The following is an 18773-nucleotide window of genomic DNA, read 5'->3' on the forward strand; positions in this document are numbered from 1 at the left end:
CACAACGCGGTTGGCGCCGGCCTGTCGTCGTCGATCTTCACCCGCGACCTGCAGGAATCCGAGCGCTTCCTCGGCGTCGACGGATCGGACTGCGGCATCGCCAACGTCAATATCGGCACATCGGGTGCAGAGATCGGCGGCGCCTTCGGTGGCGAGAAGGAAACCGGCGGCGGCCGCGAGAGCGGCTCTGATGCCTGGAAGGCCTATATGCGGCGCGCCACCAACACGGTGAACTATTCCAAGGCGCTGCCGCTGGCGCAGGGCGTGTCCTTCGACATCGACTGAGGATCGGCCCATGACCGTCAACACAAGTATCGAAGAGGCTGGCTTCGTGCCGGCATCGCGCATAGCAGCGATCGGGGTTTCGCAGATCCTGAAGATCGGCGCCCGTGCGCAAGCGATGAAGCGCGAGGGAGCGCCGGTGATCATCCTGGGAGCTGGCGAGCCGGATTTCGACACGCCCGACACTGTGAAACAGGCGGCCTGGAAAGCCATCCAACGCGGCGACACCAAATACACCGCGCTGGACGGCACGCCGGAACTCAAGCAGGCGATCCGCGACAAATTCCGCCGGGAGAACGGCCTCGACTATGCCGCCGACGAAATCACGGTCGCGACCGGCGCTAAGCAGGTTCTGTTCAACGCCATGATGGCGACGTTGAATGCCGGCGACGAGGTTATCATTCCAACGCCGGCATGGACGTCCTATTTGGATATCGTCACTATTGCCGAAGGCAAACCGGTCTGTGTCCCGTGCAGTGCGCAAGCCGGTTTCAAGTTGACGGCGAACCAGCTCGAGGCAGCGATAACGCCAAGGACGAAATGGCTGATCCTCAATTCTCCCTCAAACCCGTCCGGTGCTGCGTATGGCGCAAACGATTATCAGTCGCTGATCGACGTCCTCCTAGGGTATCCGCATGTCCGCTTGCTGGTCGACGACATGTACGAGCACATCGTCTATGACGATTTCCGCTTCGTCACGCCGGTTGCGCTGGAACCGCGCCTGAAGGGGCGGACGCTCACTGTCAACGGCGTTTCGAAGGCCTACGCGATGACCGGCTGGCGGATCGGCTACGCCGGTGGCTCGCGCGAATTGATCAAGGCAATGGCGGTGGTGCAGAGCCAGTCGACGTCTCGTCCGTCCTCGGTCAGCCAGGCTGCCGCGGTCGAGGCGCTGTCCGGTTCTCAACGCTTCCTGAAGGAGCGGACCGAGAGCTTCCGGCGCCGTCGCGATCTTGTCGTTGCCGGGTTGAATGCCATCGAAGGCATCGATTGCCGCGTGCCGGAAGGCGCCTTCTACACGTTCGCGGGTTGTACTGGTCTGCTCGGCAAGACAACGCCTGCCGGCAGGCTGATCGAAACCGACACCGACTTCTGCGATTACCTGCTTCACGAAGCCCATGTCGCGGTTGTCACGGGCGCAGCTTTCGGTCTGTCGCCGTTCTTTCGTATTTCCTACGCGACATCCGAAACAGAGTTGAAGGAAGCGATCCTGCGCATCGCTGCGGCCTGTGCACGGCTCGGGAGTGACGGCGACCAATGCTGAATGATCCCCGCTCGCACGGTCTATGGCAAGCGACCGCGCCCCGCCCGCCGGCAACAGCCTCACTGGACGCAGAAGTATCGGCCGATGTTGTTGTCGTCGGTGGTGGTTACACGGGCATGTCCTGCGCCCTTCATCTCGCCGAAGCAGGCCGCAGGGTGGTCTTGCTGGAAAGCCGTGAGATCGGCTTTGGCGGCGCGGGCCGCAATGTCGGGCTGATCAATGCCGGCTTATGGCTGATGCCTAACGACATGATCGCCGCGCTCGGCCCAGTCCATGGCGAGCGTTTGCTGCGTTTGCTCGGCGACGGCCCTGCACTGGTGATGGATATCATCGACAGGCATGGCATCGACTGCGAGCTGGAGCGAAATGGTACGCTTCACTGCGCCGTCGGTCCCGCAGGACTGAAGGAGATTAAGGAGCGCGAGGCGCAGTGGCAAAGGCGCGGGGCGCCCGTGCGTGTTCTCGATGCCAAGCAAACGAAAGCAAGGCTGGGCACGCCGGCCTATTTTGGCGCCTTGCTCGACGAGCGCGCCGGCACGCTGCAGCCGCTCGCCTATGCGCGCGGCCTTGCCCAGGCCTGTCTCCGAGCCGGCGTGACGATACATACGTCCAGTCCTGTCGTTGCCGCCGACCGGAAAGGTGATGGCTGGACTGTCCGCACCGCCGGCGGCGCCGTCGATGCCGAGTGGATCGTGGTCGCCACGGACGCGTATGGCACTGGGCCGTGGCGAAGCACGCGTGCCGAGCAGGTGCATCTGCCATACTTCAACCTGGCAACGCAGCCGCTCGGCGCCGATCTGCTGCGAAGCGTCCTGCCCGGACGCGAAGGCGCCTGGGACACCAGGTCCTGTCTTCCTTCAGGCTGGACAGGTCGGGACGGCTGGTCTTCGGCAGTGTCGGTGCGTTGCGTAACACCGGGACGGCCATCCACAAGGCCTGGGCCAGACGGGCACTGGCGAAGCTCTATCCGCAGCTTGGCAATATTGCCTTCGACCATGAGTGGTACGGACAGATCGGTATGACGTCGGATGCGCTGCCGCGCTTCCACAGATTTGGCAGGAATGTTGTCGGCTTTAGCGGCTACAATGGTCGCGGCATCTCGCCAGGCACGGTCTTCGGCCGTGAGCTCGCCTTGCTGATCCTTGGCGAACAAAACGAGGCGCAGCTGCCGTTGCCGCTATCGGCCCTGGTCGAAATCCCATTCATGCCCGCTCGGGAAGCTTGGTATGAGATAGGCGCACAGATCGCGCACCTGGCGTCGGCGCGTATGTAAAGAGCGGACAGCCGGTTTTCCGATCACCTATCTGAGTAGGGGCGTCACGAAATCATGGTAGATCGATTGGTTGCGTCGCGGTCAAATGTCGGCCAGAGGAGGTCTCGTGGCGCATGAGAAAGCGCTCTGTGGAGCGGATGATTGCGATCAACATCAGATTGATCACCAGATAGAGCACACCGGCAATAGCAAAGATCTCGAAGATGGCGAAGGTCTGGCTCATGAGCCGTTTGGCATAACCGGTTATTTCGAGCACTGTGATCGTCGAAGCAAGGCTGGTCCCTTTGACGACGAGGATGAGCTCATTGCCATAGGCCGGCAGCGCCTGGCGGATGGCGAGCGGAAACTCGATGCGCCGGAACCGCAGCATGCGCGACATGCCGCACGCCTGGGCCGCTTCGACGAGACCAACCGGAACCGACATCAATCCGCCGCGCAGTATTTCGGACGTGTAGGCAGCCGTGTTCAACGCAAGCGCCAGGACGGCGCAGCGCGCGCCGTCGCTGATCACCCACCACAAAGCCGCGTTATCCTTGATCAGGGAAAGCTGGCCAAGCCCGTAATAGAACAGGAAAATCTGCACCAGCAGTGGCGTGCCGCGAAAGACATTGGAATAATATTTGGCGAAGCCTGACAGGAAGCGGTTCGATGACAGCCGCATCAGCGCCAGGCCGAGGCCCAGATTGAAGCCGATCAGCACCGAAACGAACGTCAGTGCCGCCGTCACCCACAGGCCCTTGAGCAGGACGGGAACCGCTAGCTGGATGAGATCCATCATACTACTTTCTCGTCCTCACTCTGAGGAGGCGTTCGATGCCGTCGAACCCGGCCTGGCTGACGAGCGTAATGGCCAGATAAACCACAGCCGCGATCAGGTAGAAGATGAACGGGTGGCGGGTGGAATTGGCGCCAATGAATGAAATGCGCATCAACTCCTGAAGGCCGACCACCGAGACCAGGGCCGTGTCCTTGATCGTGGTCTGCCAGACATTGTTGATACCGGGAACCGCGATGCGCAGCATCTGCGGCGCGATGATGCGGCGAAAGATCCGCCCGCCCGATAGCCCGAGCGCGCGAGCGGCCTCGATATGCCCATCGGGGATCGACCCCAAGGCTCCGCGCACGACCTCGGTCGAATATGCACCGGAGATCGCGCCGATGGCGATGACCGCGATGACGAACGCATAGCCGCTTTCCGCGACACCGGCATAGCCGAAAGCGGTCACGACCTTGGTCACGAATTCAACCGAACTGAAAAACAGGAGGTAGATGATGAGCAGTTCGGGCACACCGCGCACCAGCGAGGTATAGGCATCAACGAGCAGCGAGAGCGGAAATATCCGGGCCCATTTGATCAGGCCGCAGACTATGCCGATCACCAGCCCCGCCGCCATGCTGACGAGGCCCACAAGGATCGTTATCGACGCGCCACGCAGGATGGCGGTCACCCAACCCCCTTCCCAAACCTGCCAGAGACCGAATTCCATCTGCGTTGCCCTAGTCTGTCGTGCCAATGAAGTGCATGCGCCCGGCGGTCCGGGCGCATGCGAGGGTTCCAAGGCGTTATTTGCAGGGCCGGGAAATGTCCGTCTTGAACCATTTCTGGCTTGCCTTGCCGATCGAGCCATCCGCGATCAGCGCGCAAAGCGCCGTGTCGATCTTGGCCTTGAGCTCGGTGTTGTCCTGCGCAATGCCAACGCCGATACCCTCACCAAGCGTCGCGTCGAACGTGCTCTTGATGGTCACGCCAACCAGCTGGAAGTTCTTTCCATCCGGCTTGTCCAGGAAGTCCTGCAATGCGGATTGATCCGCGAAAGCAGTGTCGATACGCCCGCTCGCAAGGTCGATCTGCATTTGGTCGAGCGTGTCGTATGTCTTCAGGTCGGCATTCGGCGCCCGCTTCTCAAGAAAATGCGCATGGGTCGTGCCGGCCTGCACGCCGACCTTCTTGCCATCGAGCGATTTCAGCAGCGTGTCGACGTCAGTGATGGCGGCCAGATCGGAACCCTTGGCTGCGACGAACATGTTGGCCAGTTCGGCATAGCCGACGCTGAAATTGATCTCCTTCTTGCGATCGGCGGTGATCGACATGCCCGAGATGATGACGTCGAAGCGCTTGGCCTTCAGCGCAGGGATCAACCCATCGAACGCCTGCACGACGAAATGGCATGTCACTGCGAGTTTGGTGCACAGCAACGCGCCGACGTCGGCGTCGAAACCGGTGACGTTGCCATTGGCGTCGGACATGCTCCATGGCGGGTAGGCGCCTTCCGTTCCGATGGACAACTCGCCTTCAGCCGCCAATGCGCTTCCCATGCTTCCCGCGAGACATGCGAGCAGCGTCAAAACTTTCAATTTCATATCAGTTCCCCTTGTTGTTGATCTTCATTGACGTTGTCCGGTGCGAACCGGACGCTTCGAGAATGCGGGCTTCCCTCACAGTGTCCGTGCCAGGAATTGGCGCAGACGCTCCGAGCGCGGGCTGCCGAACAGCTCCGCTGGCGCACCCTCTTCCTCCACCTTTCCCTGGTGGAGAAACAGAACCTTGTGGGAGACCTCGCGCGCGAACTGCATCTCGTGTGTCACGAGGATCATGGTGTTGCCTTCCTCCGCCAGTTGACGGATCACCCGCAGCACCTCGCCGACCAGCTCGGGATCGAGCGCCGATGTCGGTTCGTCGAAGAGGATGACTTTGGGGCGCATCGCGAGCGTCCGGGCGATGGCGGCGCGTTGCTGCTGGCCGCCGGACAACTGGCCCGGATAGTGAGCGTGCTTGTCGGCGAGCCCGACCTTCTTCAACAGGGCGTGCGCATGTTCGACGGCCTTGTCGCGAGGCTCCTTCAACACATGCCGGGGCGCCTCGATGATGTTTTCCACCACCGTCATGTGCGGCCATAGATTGAAGTTCTGGAAAACCATGCCGACGCGAGCACGGATGCGTTCGACCTGCGCCATGTCGGCCGGCCCAAGACGGCCGTTCGACAGCGGCTTCATCTTGATGACCTCACCGTCGATGGCGACCTTGCCGCCATCCGGCTGTTCCAGAAGATTGATGCAGCGCAGGAACGTGCTCTTGCCCGAGCCCGACGAGCCGATCATGGAAATGACCTCGCCGGCATGGGCGGTGAGGTTGACGCCCTTCAACACCAGAAGCGAGCCGAATCTCTTGTGAAGCTCGTCGATCTGCACGGCAGGGGTGGCGATCTTCGCCTCGTCAACCTGCGCCGGATCCGCCACCACGACGGAAACGGTCGGCCGCGTCTGTTCGCCGCTGATGGCCGCGTCCTGGGTTACCTCGACAGTGCGTAAATCCGCCAGCGCACGGTCAAAATAGCGCAGGCTGCTGGACAGGCAGGTGCGTTGCCAGTCCGGGTCATCCGGGAGGAAGGCAGCGCGCAGCGTGCCCTGGATCCGCTTGCCCAGAGGCGATTCGATCTTGCCGAAAAGGTGCAGCCAGTTGTCTGCCTGCACCGCCTCCATGACGGCAGGCCCGTCCAGCGTTCCGCATTCGACGACAAGCGGCAGCACGCGCGCGCTCGGCATTGCCTTGCGGACGGCGTCGGAGACGTAGCCGGTCGCCGTCGCCGCGATGCCGGTGCCGGTCTTGGCGCCTGGGCCGGTCAGCACTGTCACCAGCGCCGGCCCGAAGATGGATTTGCCCCAGGCAAGGCCGGCATGCTCGGAGCTCGCAACCGAAAGCAGAGCCGGGTAACCATAAGGCCCTGCACCGGTATGCAGGTCGAAGACGATGACCTGGCGTGCCGCGCCGGCAAAGGTCTTCAGGATTTCGTTCAACGTGCGGTTCGACCAGACCGGGCCACCACCGCCATAGAACATGCCGTCGGCGAACTCATACTGGCCGGCCTCGACGATCGCCGCCAGCCCGGCATGCCCAAGCCTCTTGCGCGCAGCCGCGAGCTTCTCGTCGGCCGCTACGCGGTCCGGCCCTTCCCATTCTCGATAGGCCACGGCGTCGTGTAGGCCCGCATAGTTATTGTTGACCGGAGTGTTCGAAGACCAGTCGATGAAGTTGCGGTTGAGGTCGACATTGTCCTCGTTGACGCGCCGCGACCATGCCGTGCCCCAGGGATTGATAAGGTGAATGGCAAGGATCGCGGTGTCGCCGGGCAGGCGCCGCAGGTTCTTCTGGCCGAGCCAGGCGGTCTGGCAGGTCGAGCCGAACGGGCCCTCGACACCATGCGTGCCGGAGATGAGCACGATGAGCTTGCGCGCATCGCGGCGGCCAAGCAGCGCCACATCGGTCGCCAGCGTCTCGCCATCCGGGCCGTTCAGCGGATGGACATATTCAAACAGTTCCGCGCCCGCCCGCTCAGCGGCGTCGCGAAATCCCTCGCGCAGGGTGGCGAAATCGCGGGCATAGGCTGGTGCTGGCTCGTCATGGCGCATGGTCGATCCCACTGGACCGCTGGCCGTTGCGGTCAATCCGTTCATTCCCTGTCGTTCCACCGTAGGGCTATTCATCGTTGTGATCGCTCGCGTTCTGAGGTGGCAATCGGCGCTCGTTACCGGAAAGGATCTGATTTGAGGACCGGACGAACCAGGCGTCGGAGGCAAGCACCTTGTCGGGGTTCATGATCGACTGATCGTCCAGCGCAAGTTTCACCCGCTCCATCATGGCGAGCTTCGTCGGGTCAGCCGTCGCCAGCAGCGAATGGATGCGCTTGGACCCAACACCGTGCTCGGCGGAAAAGGAACCGCCGATCTCCCGCAGTTGATGATACAGGACGCTCTCGACAGCCTCCGCCATGTCAGGCGCCAGCGGACCCTGGCGGTTGAGGATGATATGCAGGTTCCCATCGGCCAGGTGCCCGAAGACATAGGGCGCCAGACCCGATTCGATCGCGGCGAGTCCGGGCAGGATTCTGTCGAGATAGGCCGGAATTTCCGACAGAGGCACCGAGACGTCGAAGGAAGGCGCATTGGGATGGGCGCGGTAGAGCACACCGGTGTCCTCGCGCAACCGCCACAGGTCGTCTTCTTGCCGCCGCGAGCCGGCGATGATGCCGGTGGCTTCGAGATGGCGCTCCATCACTTGCGAATAGATCCGCTCGAAATCCTCGCGCAGCGCCTCCTCGCGCGCGCCGCCAAGCGACAGCAGCAGGAACAGCGGCTGGTCGAGCGGCACGCCGGGTTCGGACCATTCATGCGCGGCGGCGGCCAGGCGGAAATACGAGGTCCACATCGCCTCCGCCGCGCGCAGATGCCCGGCATCCGATTCAAGTGCCAGGCGAATGGTTTGTAGAGCCGCTCCGACAGACGGCAGCCCGAAAAGCGCGGTGGCCGTGGCTCGCGGCGAAGGGTCGAGCTTGACGACCACGCGGGTGACGATGCCAAGCGTACCCTCGGCGCCGATGAAGAGATGCTTCAGATCGTAGCCGGCGGAATTCTTCACCACCCGGGTCAGATCGGAATAGACCGATCCGTCGGCCAGCACGGCCTCGAGGCCAAGCACGCGGTGGCGCATGACGCCGTGGCGAAAGGCCATCACCCCCCCGGCGTTGGTGGAAACCATGCCGCCGATCGTCGCCGAGCCGCGCGCGGCAAGGTCGATGCCCGGTTCCAGCCGGTGTTCGAGCGCGGCCATCCGCAGGGCTTCGAGGGTAACGCCGGCTCCGACCACGGCCACGCGTTCGAGCGGATCGAGCCGCTCGATGCGATTCATGCGTACCAGGGAAAGCACGATCTCGCCGGGTCGCGAAACGCTGCCGCCGACCAGCCCGGTCTTCCCGCCTTGCGGCACGATGGGAATCCCGTTCTGGCGGCAGATGCGCACCACCACCGCGACCTCGTCGGTCGATGAAGGCGCAACGACGATGCCGGCGCCGCGGTCCGTCCCTTTCGAACTGAGGTCCCCGGCATCATCACCGGTGCGGACATTCGGGGCGCCAACGACATCGCGGATCGCGTCGACGACCGGCAACGGCACCGCTTGCTCGATCGAGTTCGTTTGCCTGGAAGACGCGCGGCTGCTCATCGGCCCGTCAATCCGCGAAGCGCTGCAATCAGCCGATCGTTGTCAGCCGGCAAGCCTATCGTGGCGCGCAGATAGTGCTCGTAGCCGGCTTCGCGCCACGCCTTGACGATGATCCCCTGCTTCAGGAGACCGGCGGCAAGGCTAGAGCTGTCGCTCTTGCAGTCGAAGAACAGAAAGTTTGTTTGCGACTCGGCAACCCCGAAGCCGAGGCCGGCAAGTGCGGCGGCCGTGCGCGCGCGCTCGGCCATGACGCGGCCCGCCGACGCCCTCATCCAGCCTTCGTCAGCAAGTGCCGCGATGGCGGCGGTCTGCGCCGCCGCATTGACGTTGAAGGGCGTCTTGGCGGCCGCGATCACTCTTGCCAGCTCGAGGCCGGAACAGACAGCATAGCCAACGCGCAGTCCCGCCAGGCCATAGGCCTTCGAGAATGTCCGCAGCACCACATGGTCGATGCCGCTGTCGCGCAGGACTTCGATGCCGTCGGGCGCGCCGGGATCGGCGAATTCGAAATAGGCCTCGTCCAGGACAAGAAGCGTGCCGGGCCGCACGGCGCCGATCAGCCGTTGCAGGCTGGAATGGTCGAGACCCGGCCCGACCGGGTTCCACGGCGAGGATATGAAAACGACTCGTGGCCGGGCGCCGATCGCCGTCTCGAGCGCGGCAAGATCGAACCCCATTTCGGGGGTCATCGGAATCTTGACGACATCGGCACCGACCGCCAGCGGCTCTATCTCATGCAGGCCGAAGCTCGGCACCGTCGTGACGACCGATGCCCCCGGCACCAGGACGGCGCGCGAGATGGCGGCGATCATCTCCTCGGAACCATTGCCGGCAACGATCAGGCCGGGATGGACCGCCAGTTTTTCGCCAAGCGCTGCCCGCAGTGCGGTGCAGGCCGGATCGGCATAGCGCCATGGCTCGAAGGATGATGAGGCCAATGCGGCCATGACCGCGGGAGAACACCCGTCTGGGTTCTCGTTGCTGGCCAGCCGGGCGATGTCGTGGCGGCCACTCAGCGCCCGCGCCATCGCGATGTTCATGCCGGCATTGTAGGGCGGCAAGGCGGCGATATGCGGATTGAGCGGTAGGCTCGTCGCTGGTTTGACCGACTGTTTCAAATCTCGACTTCCGTTTCCCCGCGCCCACGCGCGGCATCTCAATCTTGTCAAATATCCAGGACGACTGATCCGCGCGGCTTGGAGCAGCACAGCAACACTTCACCTGCCCCAAGCTCATCCAGCGGTTCTTCGAAATAGGTGACGTCGCCCAAGATCAGTCGCGACTTGCATGTGCCGCAGATGCCGGCCCGACAGCTGAACTCCGGCAACAGACCCTGGTTCTCGGCGAAGTCGAGCAAAGATGCCGCCGAGCCATCCCAGACAGCCGTCAGGCCCGACTTCCGGAATTCCACGGTTGTTGCCTCCCCGGCCGGCTCGATCCTTGCCGGCTGCGCCGGAACTGCGGGAATTCGCATGGCATCGGGCTCAAGCACCGTCGCCGGGCCGAAGAATTCGTAGGCAATGCGATGCTTCGGCACGCCAAGCTCGCGCAGCATGGCGTAGATCGCCTGCATGAACGGCGGTGGGCCACAGAGGTAGAAGTCATAGTCATCGATCGGCAGCAGGCCCTGCAGCACGTCGCGCGAAATCATGCCTTCGCTGTGGAAGCGCTGCTCGGCTTTGTCGCGCTCGGACGGGAACCGGTAGCAGTAGTGCGCAGTCAAGCCGGGCCGGGTCGTGACCAGGCCGGTCACCTCGTCGCGCAACGCGTGCACGTCGCCGTTCTCGCAAGCGTGGATGAAGACGGCTCGGCGATCCGGCATCGAAGCCAGCGCATGCAGCATCGACACCATCGGCGTCAGCCCGACGCCGCCGCTGAGCAGCACGACTGGACGGTTGCTGCCCTTGTCAAGCACGAAATCGCCGCGCGGTCCTTCCGCCTGAAGCACATCGCCTACCTCGATCCGGTCATGCAGGAAGCACGAGCTTACCCCGTCGGGCAGCCCCAGCGCGGGTGCTGCTTCACGCTTCACGCTGATCCGATAGCGAGTGCTGTCGGGGGAACAGGAGACGGTGTAGTTGCGCAGCACATATTCCCTTTCGCCGGCTGCCTCCCGCGCTACCGGAATCCGCAACACCAGGAACTGGCCCGGCTGGAAGTCGCGCCAGTCCTGTGGATTGACCGGCTCGACATGGAACGACGTGATGATGGCGGTTTCGCGCACCTTCGCGACTACTTTCAGGTCGCGAAACCCGCTTCTTGCTATGGTGTCGCGAGCGGTGAATGCGTTCATTCGGCAGCCGCCAATTGCTGGCTCTCGCTGGCGATCAGCTTGGCCAGGTTGCGGCGAAAGCGCAGCGGTCCGACATCGATCTTGAGATCGAGATTGGGGGTGCGCTTGTTGGCCATGCCTTTGTGCACGGCATTGAGCACGGTGCGGTCCTCGTCAAAGGCGCCGCGCACGGAAGTGGCAAACTGACGCGAAACCTCCAAGTCGTCCGGGGCGAAATTGCGCATCTGGAACCAGTAATATTTCGTCTGGTTCTCATCGACCGGCGTCATGAAGTTGTAGCTGTCCATGAGGAACACGTCCTCGTGCAGAGGCCTGCCCTCGCCGCCGGTGCGGGCCGGCACGAAGATCGCCTTGATGATGGCGTTGGAGGGGTAGCGCACCTCGTAGTGCTGTTTGCGGTCGCAATTGCCGGAGAATTTGAGGAAAGGCGCATAGAAGGGCGCTGGCGCGGCATCGACCACCCAACGCCACACGGTCACGCCGTCCGCACCCACGGTGGTTTCGAGCGGCGCGTCCTCCATCGCCTGAACGCCACCGAAGGAGGACTGGTGGACCCACGACACATGCGAAGGGTCGAGCAGGTTGTCGGTCATGTAGAGGTAGTTGCAATCGAGGGACATGGACTCGCCGCGATTGACGCCCCATGCCGGATCGCCCCAGTGGTCGACCGCGAAAATCAGTGCGGGGTCGGCCTTTGCCGCCTCGCCCATCCAGACCCAGAGCAGGCCGTAGCGCTCGGCGATCGGATACGAACGGACGCAGGCGACATGCGGTATCTTTTCCGCGCCCGGCACCCGTGTGCAGGTCCCCGTGCTGTCGAAGGTCAGCCCATGATAGCCGCATTCGACAGTGTCGCCCTTGATGCGGCCCATGGACAGCGGCAACTTGCGGTGCGGACATGCATCCTCGAGTGCCGCTACCACGCCATCGGTCCGGCGATAGAGGACAACATCCTCGCCGAGAATCCGCGTCGGCACCAGCCTGTCGGCGACCTCATGGTCCCATGCGGCAACGTACCAGCAGTTTCGAAGAAACATGGCATCCTCCCGAGCTTGTGAACGCCTAAACGAATATCTTGCGAGCTCGGGACGACATAGGGCTTGCGTCTGCGTTCTATTTTAGAAAAACTAAATCAAGATGACCCCAGGATCGTTGCCCAGGTGAACAAGACGCCTCCGCTACGTGCGATACAGGCCTTCGAGGCTTTCGGCAGGCGTGGGAGCGTCACGGCGGCGGCCAACGAGCTCGGCGTCTCCGTCGGCGCGGTCAGTCAGCAGATCCGCAAGGCCGAAGACGCCCTGGACGCGAGGCTTTTGGAACGGCGCGGCAGAAGTGTCGCCCTTACCGCGCTGGGCCGGGTTTACCACGCAGCGGTTTCCGTCGGCTTCGAACACATTCGCGAGGCCCAGGATCTCATCGAACGGGCCCGATCCGCGGACACTTTGACCATCTCGTGCCTGCCGTCGCTGGCCAGCAAATGGATCGGCCCGCAGCTCCTGGATTGGCAGATCGACCACCCGGGCGCGACTGTGCGGCTGGTGGGGGCCGAGACAGAGCCCCGGCTGAGCGCAGAACAAGTCGACTTTCGTATTTCCTACGGCACCAAATATCGTGAGTTCGAGGACTACACCGAACTGTTCACCGATTGGGTGGTGCCGGCCTGCTCGCCGACGCTGCTGGCGAAACATCCGGTCGGCAAGCCCGCCGATATTCTCGATCTGCCGCTTCTCAGCATCGAGTGGGCTCGCGACCACCGCTCGCCGCCGACATGGGCGGAATGGGCCGCAAGCATCGGCGCGGTGCACCGCAGAACATCCGGCGAAGTAGCCTTTTCCCTATCGAGCGCAGCGATCGATGCGGCGGCCAACGGAAGGGGCTTTGTGCTGGCGCAATTGTCGATGGCTGCCGACGATATTGCGTCGGGCAGGCTCGTCGCTCCGTTCAACAAGCGGATCAGGCTGCCGGAACCTTATTTTTTGGCTTGGGATCGGGCCATTCTGGAGAAGCCTTTTGGTCCCGAGTTGCGAGCCTGGATTGTTTCGATTTCCAAGCGACTGGGCGCAACCTTAGCAGGATAGTCGAACACTGATCTGACGACGTATATAGGGGGCTGGGCACGGATGGTTCGGCAGCCGAGTTTCGCGCGCATCAGCGTCTTCCCAGACATTTGTGGTCGGCTGACTGACATGCAGTAAACGACCGTTGTCCGAACGTTGGTGAAAGACAGCCGACTGGCTGTAAATATACCGTCTTTCGTATCCGAAAACGATGTTCGGAATCAGACGTCCGGACAACGTTATGCGCGAATGGCATAGAAAGCGAGCGCGAGCGCGATACAACTCGCCCCGGTAAAGCTTATGAACGTGCCGATAAGCCAGACCACCGCCAGCAAGCGTTGCGTGAGCGCTTCGCAGTGGCCTCAGCCATGGACCTCATAGAAGGATCCCAAGAAGGCCACGGGCCACCTCGAGCGGCATTGGCGCCGTGGCGGCACCGGGTATCTGTTGGAACCCGTTTGAAAGCGTTGGCGCACACCAGTTGGAAGGACCGTTGGAAGCGGTTGGAACGACCGCCAAGTTTCGCGCCTTGGCCTGCCGGCGCTCGTCCCACTACAAGCGGATGTGGTCAGAGTGTGCGCCACCTTCAGGACCTTTGCGTGGCCGTCACAAAGGTCGCGGACTGACTCAAGGCGTCTACAGACAGGAGGTCAGGAAAGCGAGCAGTAGCCGCTCGGACACCGGGACTGGGGCCGGTTCCGGTCAGGCAGCTTTCAAGAACCGCCCTGCAAAAGCAGCCCTATAGGTCGGCTGGTGTGATGTCTGGGTCTGACCCGATGCAGACCTTTGAGTCGATCACGCGGAACGACCGCAAGTTGACTCAGAGCCGCCACTCGCGGTAGGTTTCGTCCTCGCTGCGACCGCATATTAGGCGTATGCGTACATACATTGCTGGCTGGGACCTGACGGGCCAGCGACTGAGAGCGCAAAACTCCCGCATCAAGACTGGGCGCTCTCCGATCCGCAACAGCACGACGCGCTCACGATACTATCTACCTCTTTTGCTGTTCGGGGTTCCGGCCAGGCTGCCTTTTGGCATTTGGGGAGAGGAGCGTCCGATGCAGATCATCCAGAATCGCCGCACTTTCGTGGCGGGCGCCGCGGCGGCCGGCGCGGCGAGCTTTTTCGGAACGGCGACAACGGCGTCGGCCGAGCCACCGCCTGAGACGACGCGGATCCGGCTCGTCCGGATTCCCAGCATCTGTCAGGCCCCCCAGTATGTAGCCGAAGAACTGCTGCGCAGCGAAGGGTTCACCGAGGTCACTTACCTCCAAAAGGAGGGGACCGCAGATATCGAGACGGCCCTCGCCTCCGGTGAAGCCGACCTCAATAGCCATTTCGCCGCCCCGCTCCTTCTCCGCCTGGAGGCCGGGGATCCCATCGTCATCCTGGCAGGACTCCACGTCGGCTGCTTTGAGTTGTTCGGGACCGATCGCATCCAGTCGATCCGCGACCTCAAGGGGAAGACCGTGGCGGTGCCGGCGCTAGATTCCAGCCGATACGTCTTTCTCGCCACTATGACGGCGTATGTGGGCTTGGACCTCCGTCAGGACATACACGTCGTCACGCATCCGGGACCAGAGTCGATCCGGCTCCTAAGTGAGGGAAAGATCGATGCCTACTTGGGCTTTCCCCCCGAACCGCAGGAGATGCGGGAGAAGCAGATCGGCCATGTGGTGATTGACAGCACCGTGGACGGGCCCTGGTCGCAATATTTCTGCTGCATGATGGCTGGGAACCGGGAGTTCGTCCGCAAGTACCCGGTGGCCACCAAACGCGCCCTGCGCGCCATCTTGAAGGCGGTGGATTTCTGCGCCAGCGAGCCCGAGAAATCCGCGCAGTTCCTGGTAGATCAAGGCTATACCAAGCGCAATGACTATGCCCTCCAGGTCATGAAGAAGCTCCCCTACGGTCAGTGGCGTGAGTATAGCGCTGAGGACACCCTACGCTTCTACGCCCTGCGCCTCCACGAGCTCGGGATGCTCAAGAGCACCCCACAGAAGCTCCTTGCCCAGGGCACCGACTGGCGTTTCTTCAACGAACTGAAGAAGGAGTTGAAGGGATAGCAGAGGGAGCTAAGCCCAAGCCCGCATCGAGATGCTGTTCGAAGAAGCCGCCGCATCCGCCCACACTGTCATAAGAAAGCAGAGTTCCGCTTTGAGAGCCGATTGCAGCCCTTCCTCGCCGCGGTCGAGAAGTTCCAGATATGGCGCAACCGCGACCTCAAAAATGGTCGCCAACAATGTCTGCTTTCGGGCAGTGGCAACAGTCACTTCAATGGCCGATATGCGGCGCAGAGCTGCCATACACTAAACAGCAAGGTCGCAGAAGCCCGTCCCTCCTTTATAGCCCGCAGCATCGACGCGCGGCTGTCCCACTGTCCCACTGTCTAGGGAACGGGACAGTGGGACAGCTACAATTCAAGGCTTGCTGGTCGACGGCTCAATTGCTTTCAACCGTGCCTTCGCCCTGCGGAACCGGCTGCTCGGCACGAATGGCCGTCCTGCATGCGAAAGGGTGCTTGGCTGTCGGGCAGCGGTTTGTCGGACAGTCCATAATCGGTTCGAGATTCGACTGCCATATCGATTCAGAGGTTTCTGTCGGGGGCAGGGCCGGTATCATCCGAGTTATTTCGGGAAGCGCCTGGATAACGGGAATTCACCAACACATGCTCGATCCAACGGACCCGTTTCCCACTGGCTATAAGGTTTCTGACACTTGGCCGGCCGAGAATATTAACTCAAGATGACATTGCTCGGGAGAGTGTCCCTATTCGAGCATCTGGGCGATCCACTTTAGGCATTGATTTCGGCGTGCCTGCGAACGGCTACAAGGTTTTGCTGCCGCTCCGCCGCAATTGGCCTGTCCTCATCGAACGATCCCAACCTGAGCTCACGCCCGGCATGTGCCTTTTGTCGGCTATGCCGGCAAGCTGTCCGCGTCGGTGACGTCGTCGATGAGCTCACACGTCCGGATAGGGCAAATGTCGCAACTACGCCCGCTCCCAAACAGTCGCACCAATTTGTTTTGAGATCCGGGATGGGGTTTAGGTCAGACGTTCGTCCTCGGCAAGGTTGGCACAATGTGGCCACTCGCTGCCAAATTGTTGAAGGTCCACTATCAGCCGGACTCGGCGCCATGCGAACTGTCCGCCTGGGAGGCCTTTTTTTCCTGAAGCTTCCGGTTCGCATCCGGCCAAAGAGAGGGGCACTTCCTATCGTTCGTTTATCGGATGTCCGGGTTTGACCCAGAGGCGGACATTCGACCAAGGTTCGGGCTATCATGCGTCGACTTGACCGCTCTATAGCGAGACGGGGCGGCTCTGATCGGACTATGGTGCTCGGCTGGATAGGGAAGGGCGGATGAGCGAGTCCCGAAAGCTTGCTGCAATCCTGGTCGCCGACGTCGTTGGGTACAGCCGGCTCGCCGGCGCGGACGAGGATCGCATCTTGGCGCGGCTGCGGGCACTTCGAAGCGACCTGATCGATCCCACGATCGCCGTGCATCATGGTCGCGTGGTCAAGCGAACCGGGGACGGAGCCCTCGTCGAGTTCCGCAGTGTGGTCGACGCGGTGCGGTGCGCCATCGAGGTGCAGACCGCCATGCTCGAACGCAATGCAGGTGTTGCGCTCGAGCGCCGTATTGAGTTCCGCATCGGAATCCACATAGGAGACGTCGTTGAGGAGAGCGACGGCGACCTCATGGGTGACGGAGTCAACATCGCGGCACGCCTGGAAGGCGTCGCTGCCCCCGGCGCCATCTGCCTTTCGGAGGATGCCTATCGGCAGGTCAGGTCGAGGCTCGACCTCTTGGTCAGCGATCTCGGCCAAACCCACCTCAAGAACATCGCCGAGCCGATGCGGATCTATTCACTCGAGGTCGGCGCTTCGGCGAAGGCGGGCGCTATCCCGCCCCTGGCCGCGCCGGTGCGACCTACCGCCACCAGTCCGGCTGCCCCGATAGAGCTTCCAGAAAAGCCTTCGATTGCCGTTCTGCCATTCACGAACATGAGTGGCGATCCCGAGCAGGAGTACTTTGCCGATGGGGTCACCGAGGACCTGATCACCGCGTTGTCGCGAGTTCGATGGTTCTTCGTGATCGCCCGCAACTCCTGCTTCGCCTACAAGGGGAAGTCCCCGGACATCCGCGCTGTGGCCCGCGAGCTTGGGGTGGCATATGTGCTCGAAGGCAGTGTGCGCAAGGCAGGCAACCGCGTTCGTGTCACTGCGCAATTGATCGAGGGCGCATCGGGCAATCATGTCTGGGCGCAACGCTACGACCGAGACCTGGAAGACATCTTCGCCGTCCAGGACGAGATCACAACCACATTGGTCGGCGCGATTGAGCCGGAACTTGGCCGGGCCGACCGGGAGCGGGCACGGGCCAAACGCCCGGACGACCTGCGAGCATGGGATTTTTGCCAGCGCGGCTTCTGGCACATCTACAGACGTACCGAAGCGGACCTTGCTCAGGCGCAGCATTTTTTCCGCCAAGCGATAGAAGTCGATTCCGGTCTAGCTCGTGCCTACGCCGGTGCCGAGGAAGCCTGTTTCTTTCAGATCATAGGCGGCTACGTCGACACGGTGGATGCGAAAGCCAATGCACTTCGGTTCGCAGGGAGGGCGGTCGAACTCGACGGCCAAGACGCGTTCAACCGCTACGCTCTGGGACGAGCACTAACAATGGTGCGTCGCCACGACGCGGCCATATTTGAGCTTCGCAAGGCGACAGAACTGGACCCAAGCTTTGCACAGGCCCACTACGCGCTTGGCATGGCGCTTTCCACCAGCGGACACCCGGAGCAAGCGTTGCCGCATATAGACATCGCGATGCGACTCAGCCCGCAAGACGCATATTATGGCCAGTTCTTGCTGCGAAAGGCGGAAGCCTGCCTCTTTCTGGGAAGGCTGGATGACGCGGTTGAATGGGCCGAACGGTCACTCCGCGAGCCCAATGTCCAATGGTCGCGTTGGGCCATTTTGTCTGCCGCTCAAGCACACCTTGGGCGAATGGACGAGGCGCAGCGTAGCGTCGATGGGCTGAGGGCTCTGCGCCCCGATATAGATCTGGCTTTCGTCCGCGACTATTGGCCGATCGCGGACGTCGGAGCGCTTGATTGCCTGGTCGAGGGTCTACGAAAAGCTGGATTGCCGGACTGAACACATGATCACCGATATTTGGCGCAAAGCCGCCCGGGATATGCTGGACGCGAAGGTCGGCTTTTCAGCCCAATCACCCCGAAAGCAGCCATTCCGCTTTCGGCCATAGGCTGCCGGGTGGCAGTGCGCCTCATGCTTCGGCGAGTCCATACTGAGCCTGTTCTTGCGCACCGTTCCCCCTCGGCACGACCAACAGCTGGGTGCGATAGAATGCAGTCGAATTTTATTGCTTCAAATCCGACCGTAGCGCGGATGCGATGTACAGCCCGCTGCACACCTCGGCGCGCCTTGGCCGCTGTATTAGAGTCCTTCACGTTTTGACGGAAGCGTATCCGGCATTTACGAAGTAGTTCTTGCATTCGGCTGCCTCGATCGTTTCGACGAGGTGGCCGATGTGGCGCCAAGTTTCCTCGACGGTGCGTTTCTGAGCCTGGCGCATCCAGTGTTTGA

15 protein-coding genes and 2 pseudogenes are annotated in these 18773 nt (G+C 62.2%); 7 read left to right on the top strand and 10 right to left on the bottom strand.

Annotated features, from left to right (window positions below):
* The 3 genes and pseudogenes from AC1DZU_RS34350 to AC1DZU_RS34360 form a co-directional block, all read left to right on the top strand.
* The coding region (locus AC1DZU_RS34350) for an aldehyde dehydrogenase family protein (protein WP_477291748.1) at positions 1–285 on the top strand (285 nt) is incomplete at its 5' end.
* Between the two features lie 10 nt (positions 286–295).
* Positions 296–1546: a pyridoxal phosphate-dependent aminotransferase gene (locus tag AC1DZU_RS34355; RefSeq protein WP_477291750.1), complete on the top strand. Its 1251-nt coding sequence runs from the start codon at positions 296–298 to the stop codon at positions 1544–1546.
* A pseudogene (locus AC1DZU_RS34360) lies at positions 1540–2819 on the top strand (NAD(P)/FAD-dependent oxidoreductase). The gene AC1DZU_RS34355 and the pseudogene AC1DZU_RS34360 overlap by 7 nt, the downstream one beginning before the upstream one ends.
* Positions 2820–2871: 52 nt before the next feature.
* On the opposite strand, the gene AC1DZU_RS34365 reads toward AC1DZU_RS34360, so the two are convergent.
* The 8 genes from AC1DZU_RS34365 to AC1DZU_RS34400 form a co-directional block, all read right to left on the bottom strand.
* Positions 2872–3594 (bottom strand): ABC transporter permease, encoded by a 723-nt coding sequence (locus tag AC1DZU_RS34365; RefSeq protein WP_477291770.1) that lies wholly within the window; start codon positions 3592–3594, stop codon positions 2872–2874.
* A gap of 4 nt (positions 3595–3598) precedes the next feature.
* A complete protein-coding gene (locus AC1DZU_RS34370) occupies positions 3599–4306 on the bottom strand; it encodes an ABC transporter permease (RefSeq protein WP_477291752.1) in 708 nt (235 codons plus the stop codon).
* A 76-nt stretch (positions 4307–4382) separates the two neighbouring features.
* Entirely contained in the window at positions 4383–5180 is a 798-nt protein-coding gene (locus AC1DZU_RS34375; RefSeq protein ID WP_477291754.1) for a transporter substrate-binding domain-containing protein, read from the bottom strand.
* Between the two features lie 75 nt (positions 5181–5255).
* The gene (locus tag AC1DZU_RS34380) at positions 5256–7226 is read right to left on the bottom strand and encodes a DUF2817 domain-containing protein (protein ID WP_477291772.1); all 1971 of its coding nucleotides are present in this window, start codon (positions 7224–7226) and stop codon (positions 5256–5258) included.
* 67 nt (positions 7227–7293) lie between these two features.
* Entirely contained in the window at positions 7294–8814 is a 1521-nt protein-coding gene (locus AC1DZU_RS34385) for an FAD-binding oxidoreductase (protein ID WP_477291756.1), read from the bottom strand.
* Positions 8811–9932: an aminotransferase class I/II-fold pyridoxal phosphate-dependent enzyme gene (locus AC1DZU_RS34390; RefSeq protein ID WP_477291758.1), complete on the bottom strand. Its 1122-nt coding sequence runs from the start codon at positions 9930–9932 to the stop codon at positions 8811–8813. Before AC1DZU_RS34390 ends, AC1DZU_RS34385 begins: the two co-directional genes overlap by 4 nt.
* A 47-nt stretch (positions 9933–9979) precedes the next feature.
* Positions 9980–11107, bottom strand: coding sequence for a 2Fe-2S iron-sulfur cluster-binding protein (locus AC1DZU_RS34395; RefSeq protein ID WP_477291760.1), 1128 nt, complete (start codon positions 11105–11107; stop codon positions 9980–9982).
* Positions 11104–12144: an aromatic ring-hydroxylating dioxygenase subunit alpha gene (locus AC1DZU_RS34400; protein ID WP_477291762.1), complete on the bottom strand. Its 1041-nt coding sequence runs from the start codon at positions 12142–12144 to the stop codon at positions 11104–11106. Before AC1DZU_RS34400 ends, AC1DZU_RS34395 begins: the two co-directional genes overlap by 4 nt.
* A 123-nt stretch (positions 12145–12267) precedes the next feature.
* Here AC1DZU_RS34400 and AC1DZU_RS34405 point away from each other — a divergent pair, with 123 nt between their 5' ends.
* Positions 12268–13185, top strand: coding sequence for a LysR substrate-binding domain-containing protein (locus tag AC1DZU_RS34405; RefSeq protein WP_477291764.1), 918 nt, complete (start codon positions 12268–12270; stop codon positions 13183–13185).
* A 1037-nt stretch (positions 13186–14222) separates the two neighbouring features.
* Positions 14223–15230 carry an ABC transporter substrate-binding protein gene (locus AC1DZU_RS34410; protein WP_477291766.1) on the top strand — a complete coding sequence of 336 codons (1008 nt, stop codon included), beginning with the start codon at positions 14223–14225 and terminating at the stop codon, positions 15228–15230.
* 9 nt (positions 15231–15239) lie between these two features.
* On the opposite strand, the gene AC1DZU_RS34415 is transcribed toward AC1DZU_RS34410, so the two are convergent.
* Positions 15240–15470, bottom strand: a complete 231-nt coding sequence (locus tag AC1DZU_RS34415; RefSeq protein ID WP_477291776.1) for a hypothetical protein — start codon at positions 15468–15470, stop codon at positions 15240–15242.
* Between AC1DZU_RS34415 and AC1DZU_RS34420 the strand changes: the two genes are divergently transcribed.
* Positions 15407–15913, top strand: a complete 507-nt coding sequence (locus tag AC1DZU_RS34420; protein WP_477291774.1) for a proline racemase family protein — start codon at positions 15407–15409, stop codon at positions 15911–15913. The genes AC1DZU_RS34415 and AC1DZU_RS34420 overlap by 64 nt on opposite strands.
* 613 nt (positions 15914–16526) lie before the next feature.
* Complete coding sequence (locus AC1DZU_RS34425) at positions 16527–18323, top strand: adenylate/guanylate cyclase domain-containing protein (protein WP_477291768.1); 1797 nt, start codon at positions 16527–16529, stop codon at positions 18321–18323.
* 310 nt (positions 18324–18633) lie between these two features.
* Here the strand turns inward: AC1DZU_RS34425 and AC1DZU_RS34430 are convergent.
* Positions 18634–18773 (bottom strand): annotated as a pseudogene (locus tag AC1DZU_RS34430) (IS630 family transposase); the annotation flags it as partial.

The sequence above is a fragment of the Mesorhizobium sp. P2_A12 genome, assembly GCF_056405075.1.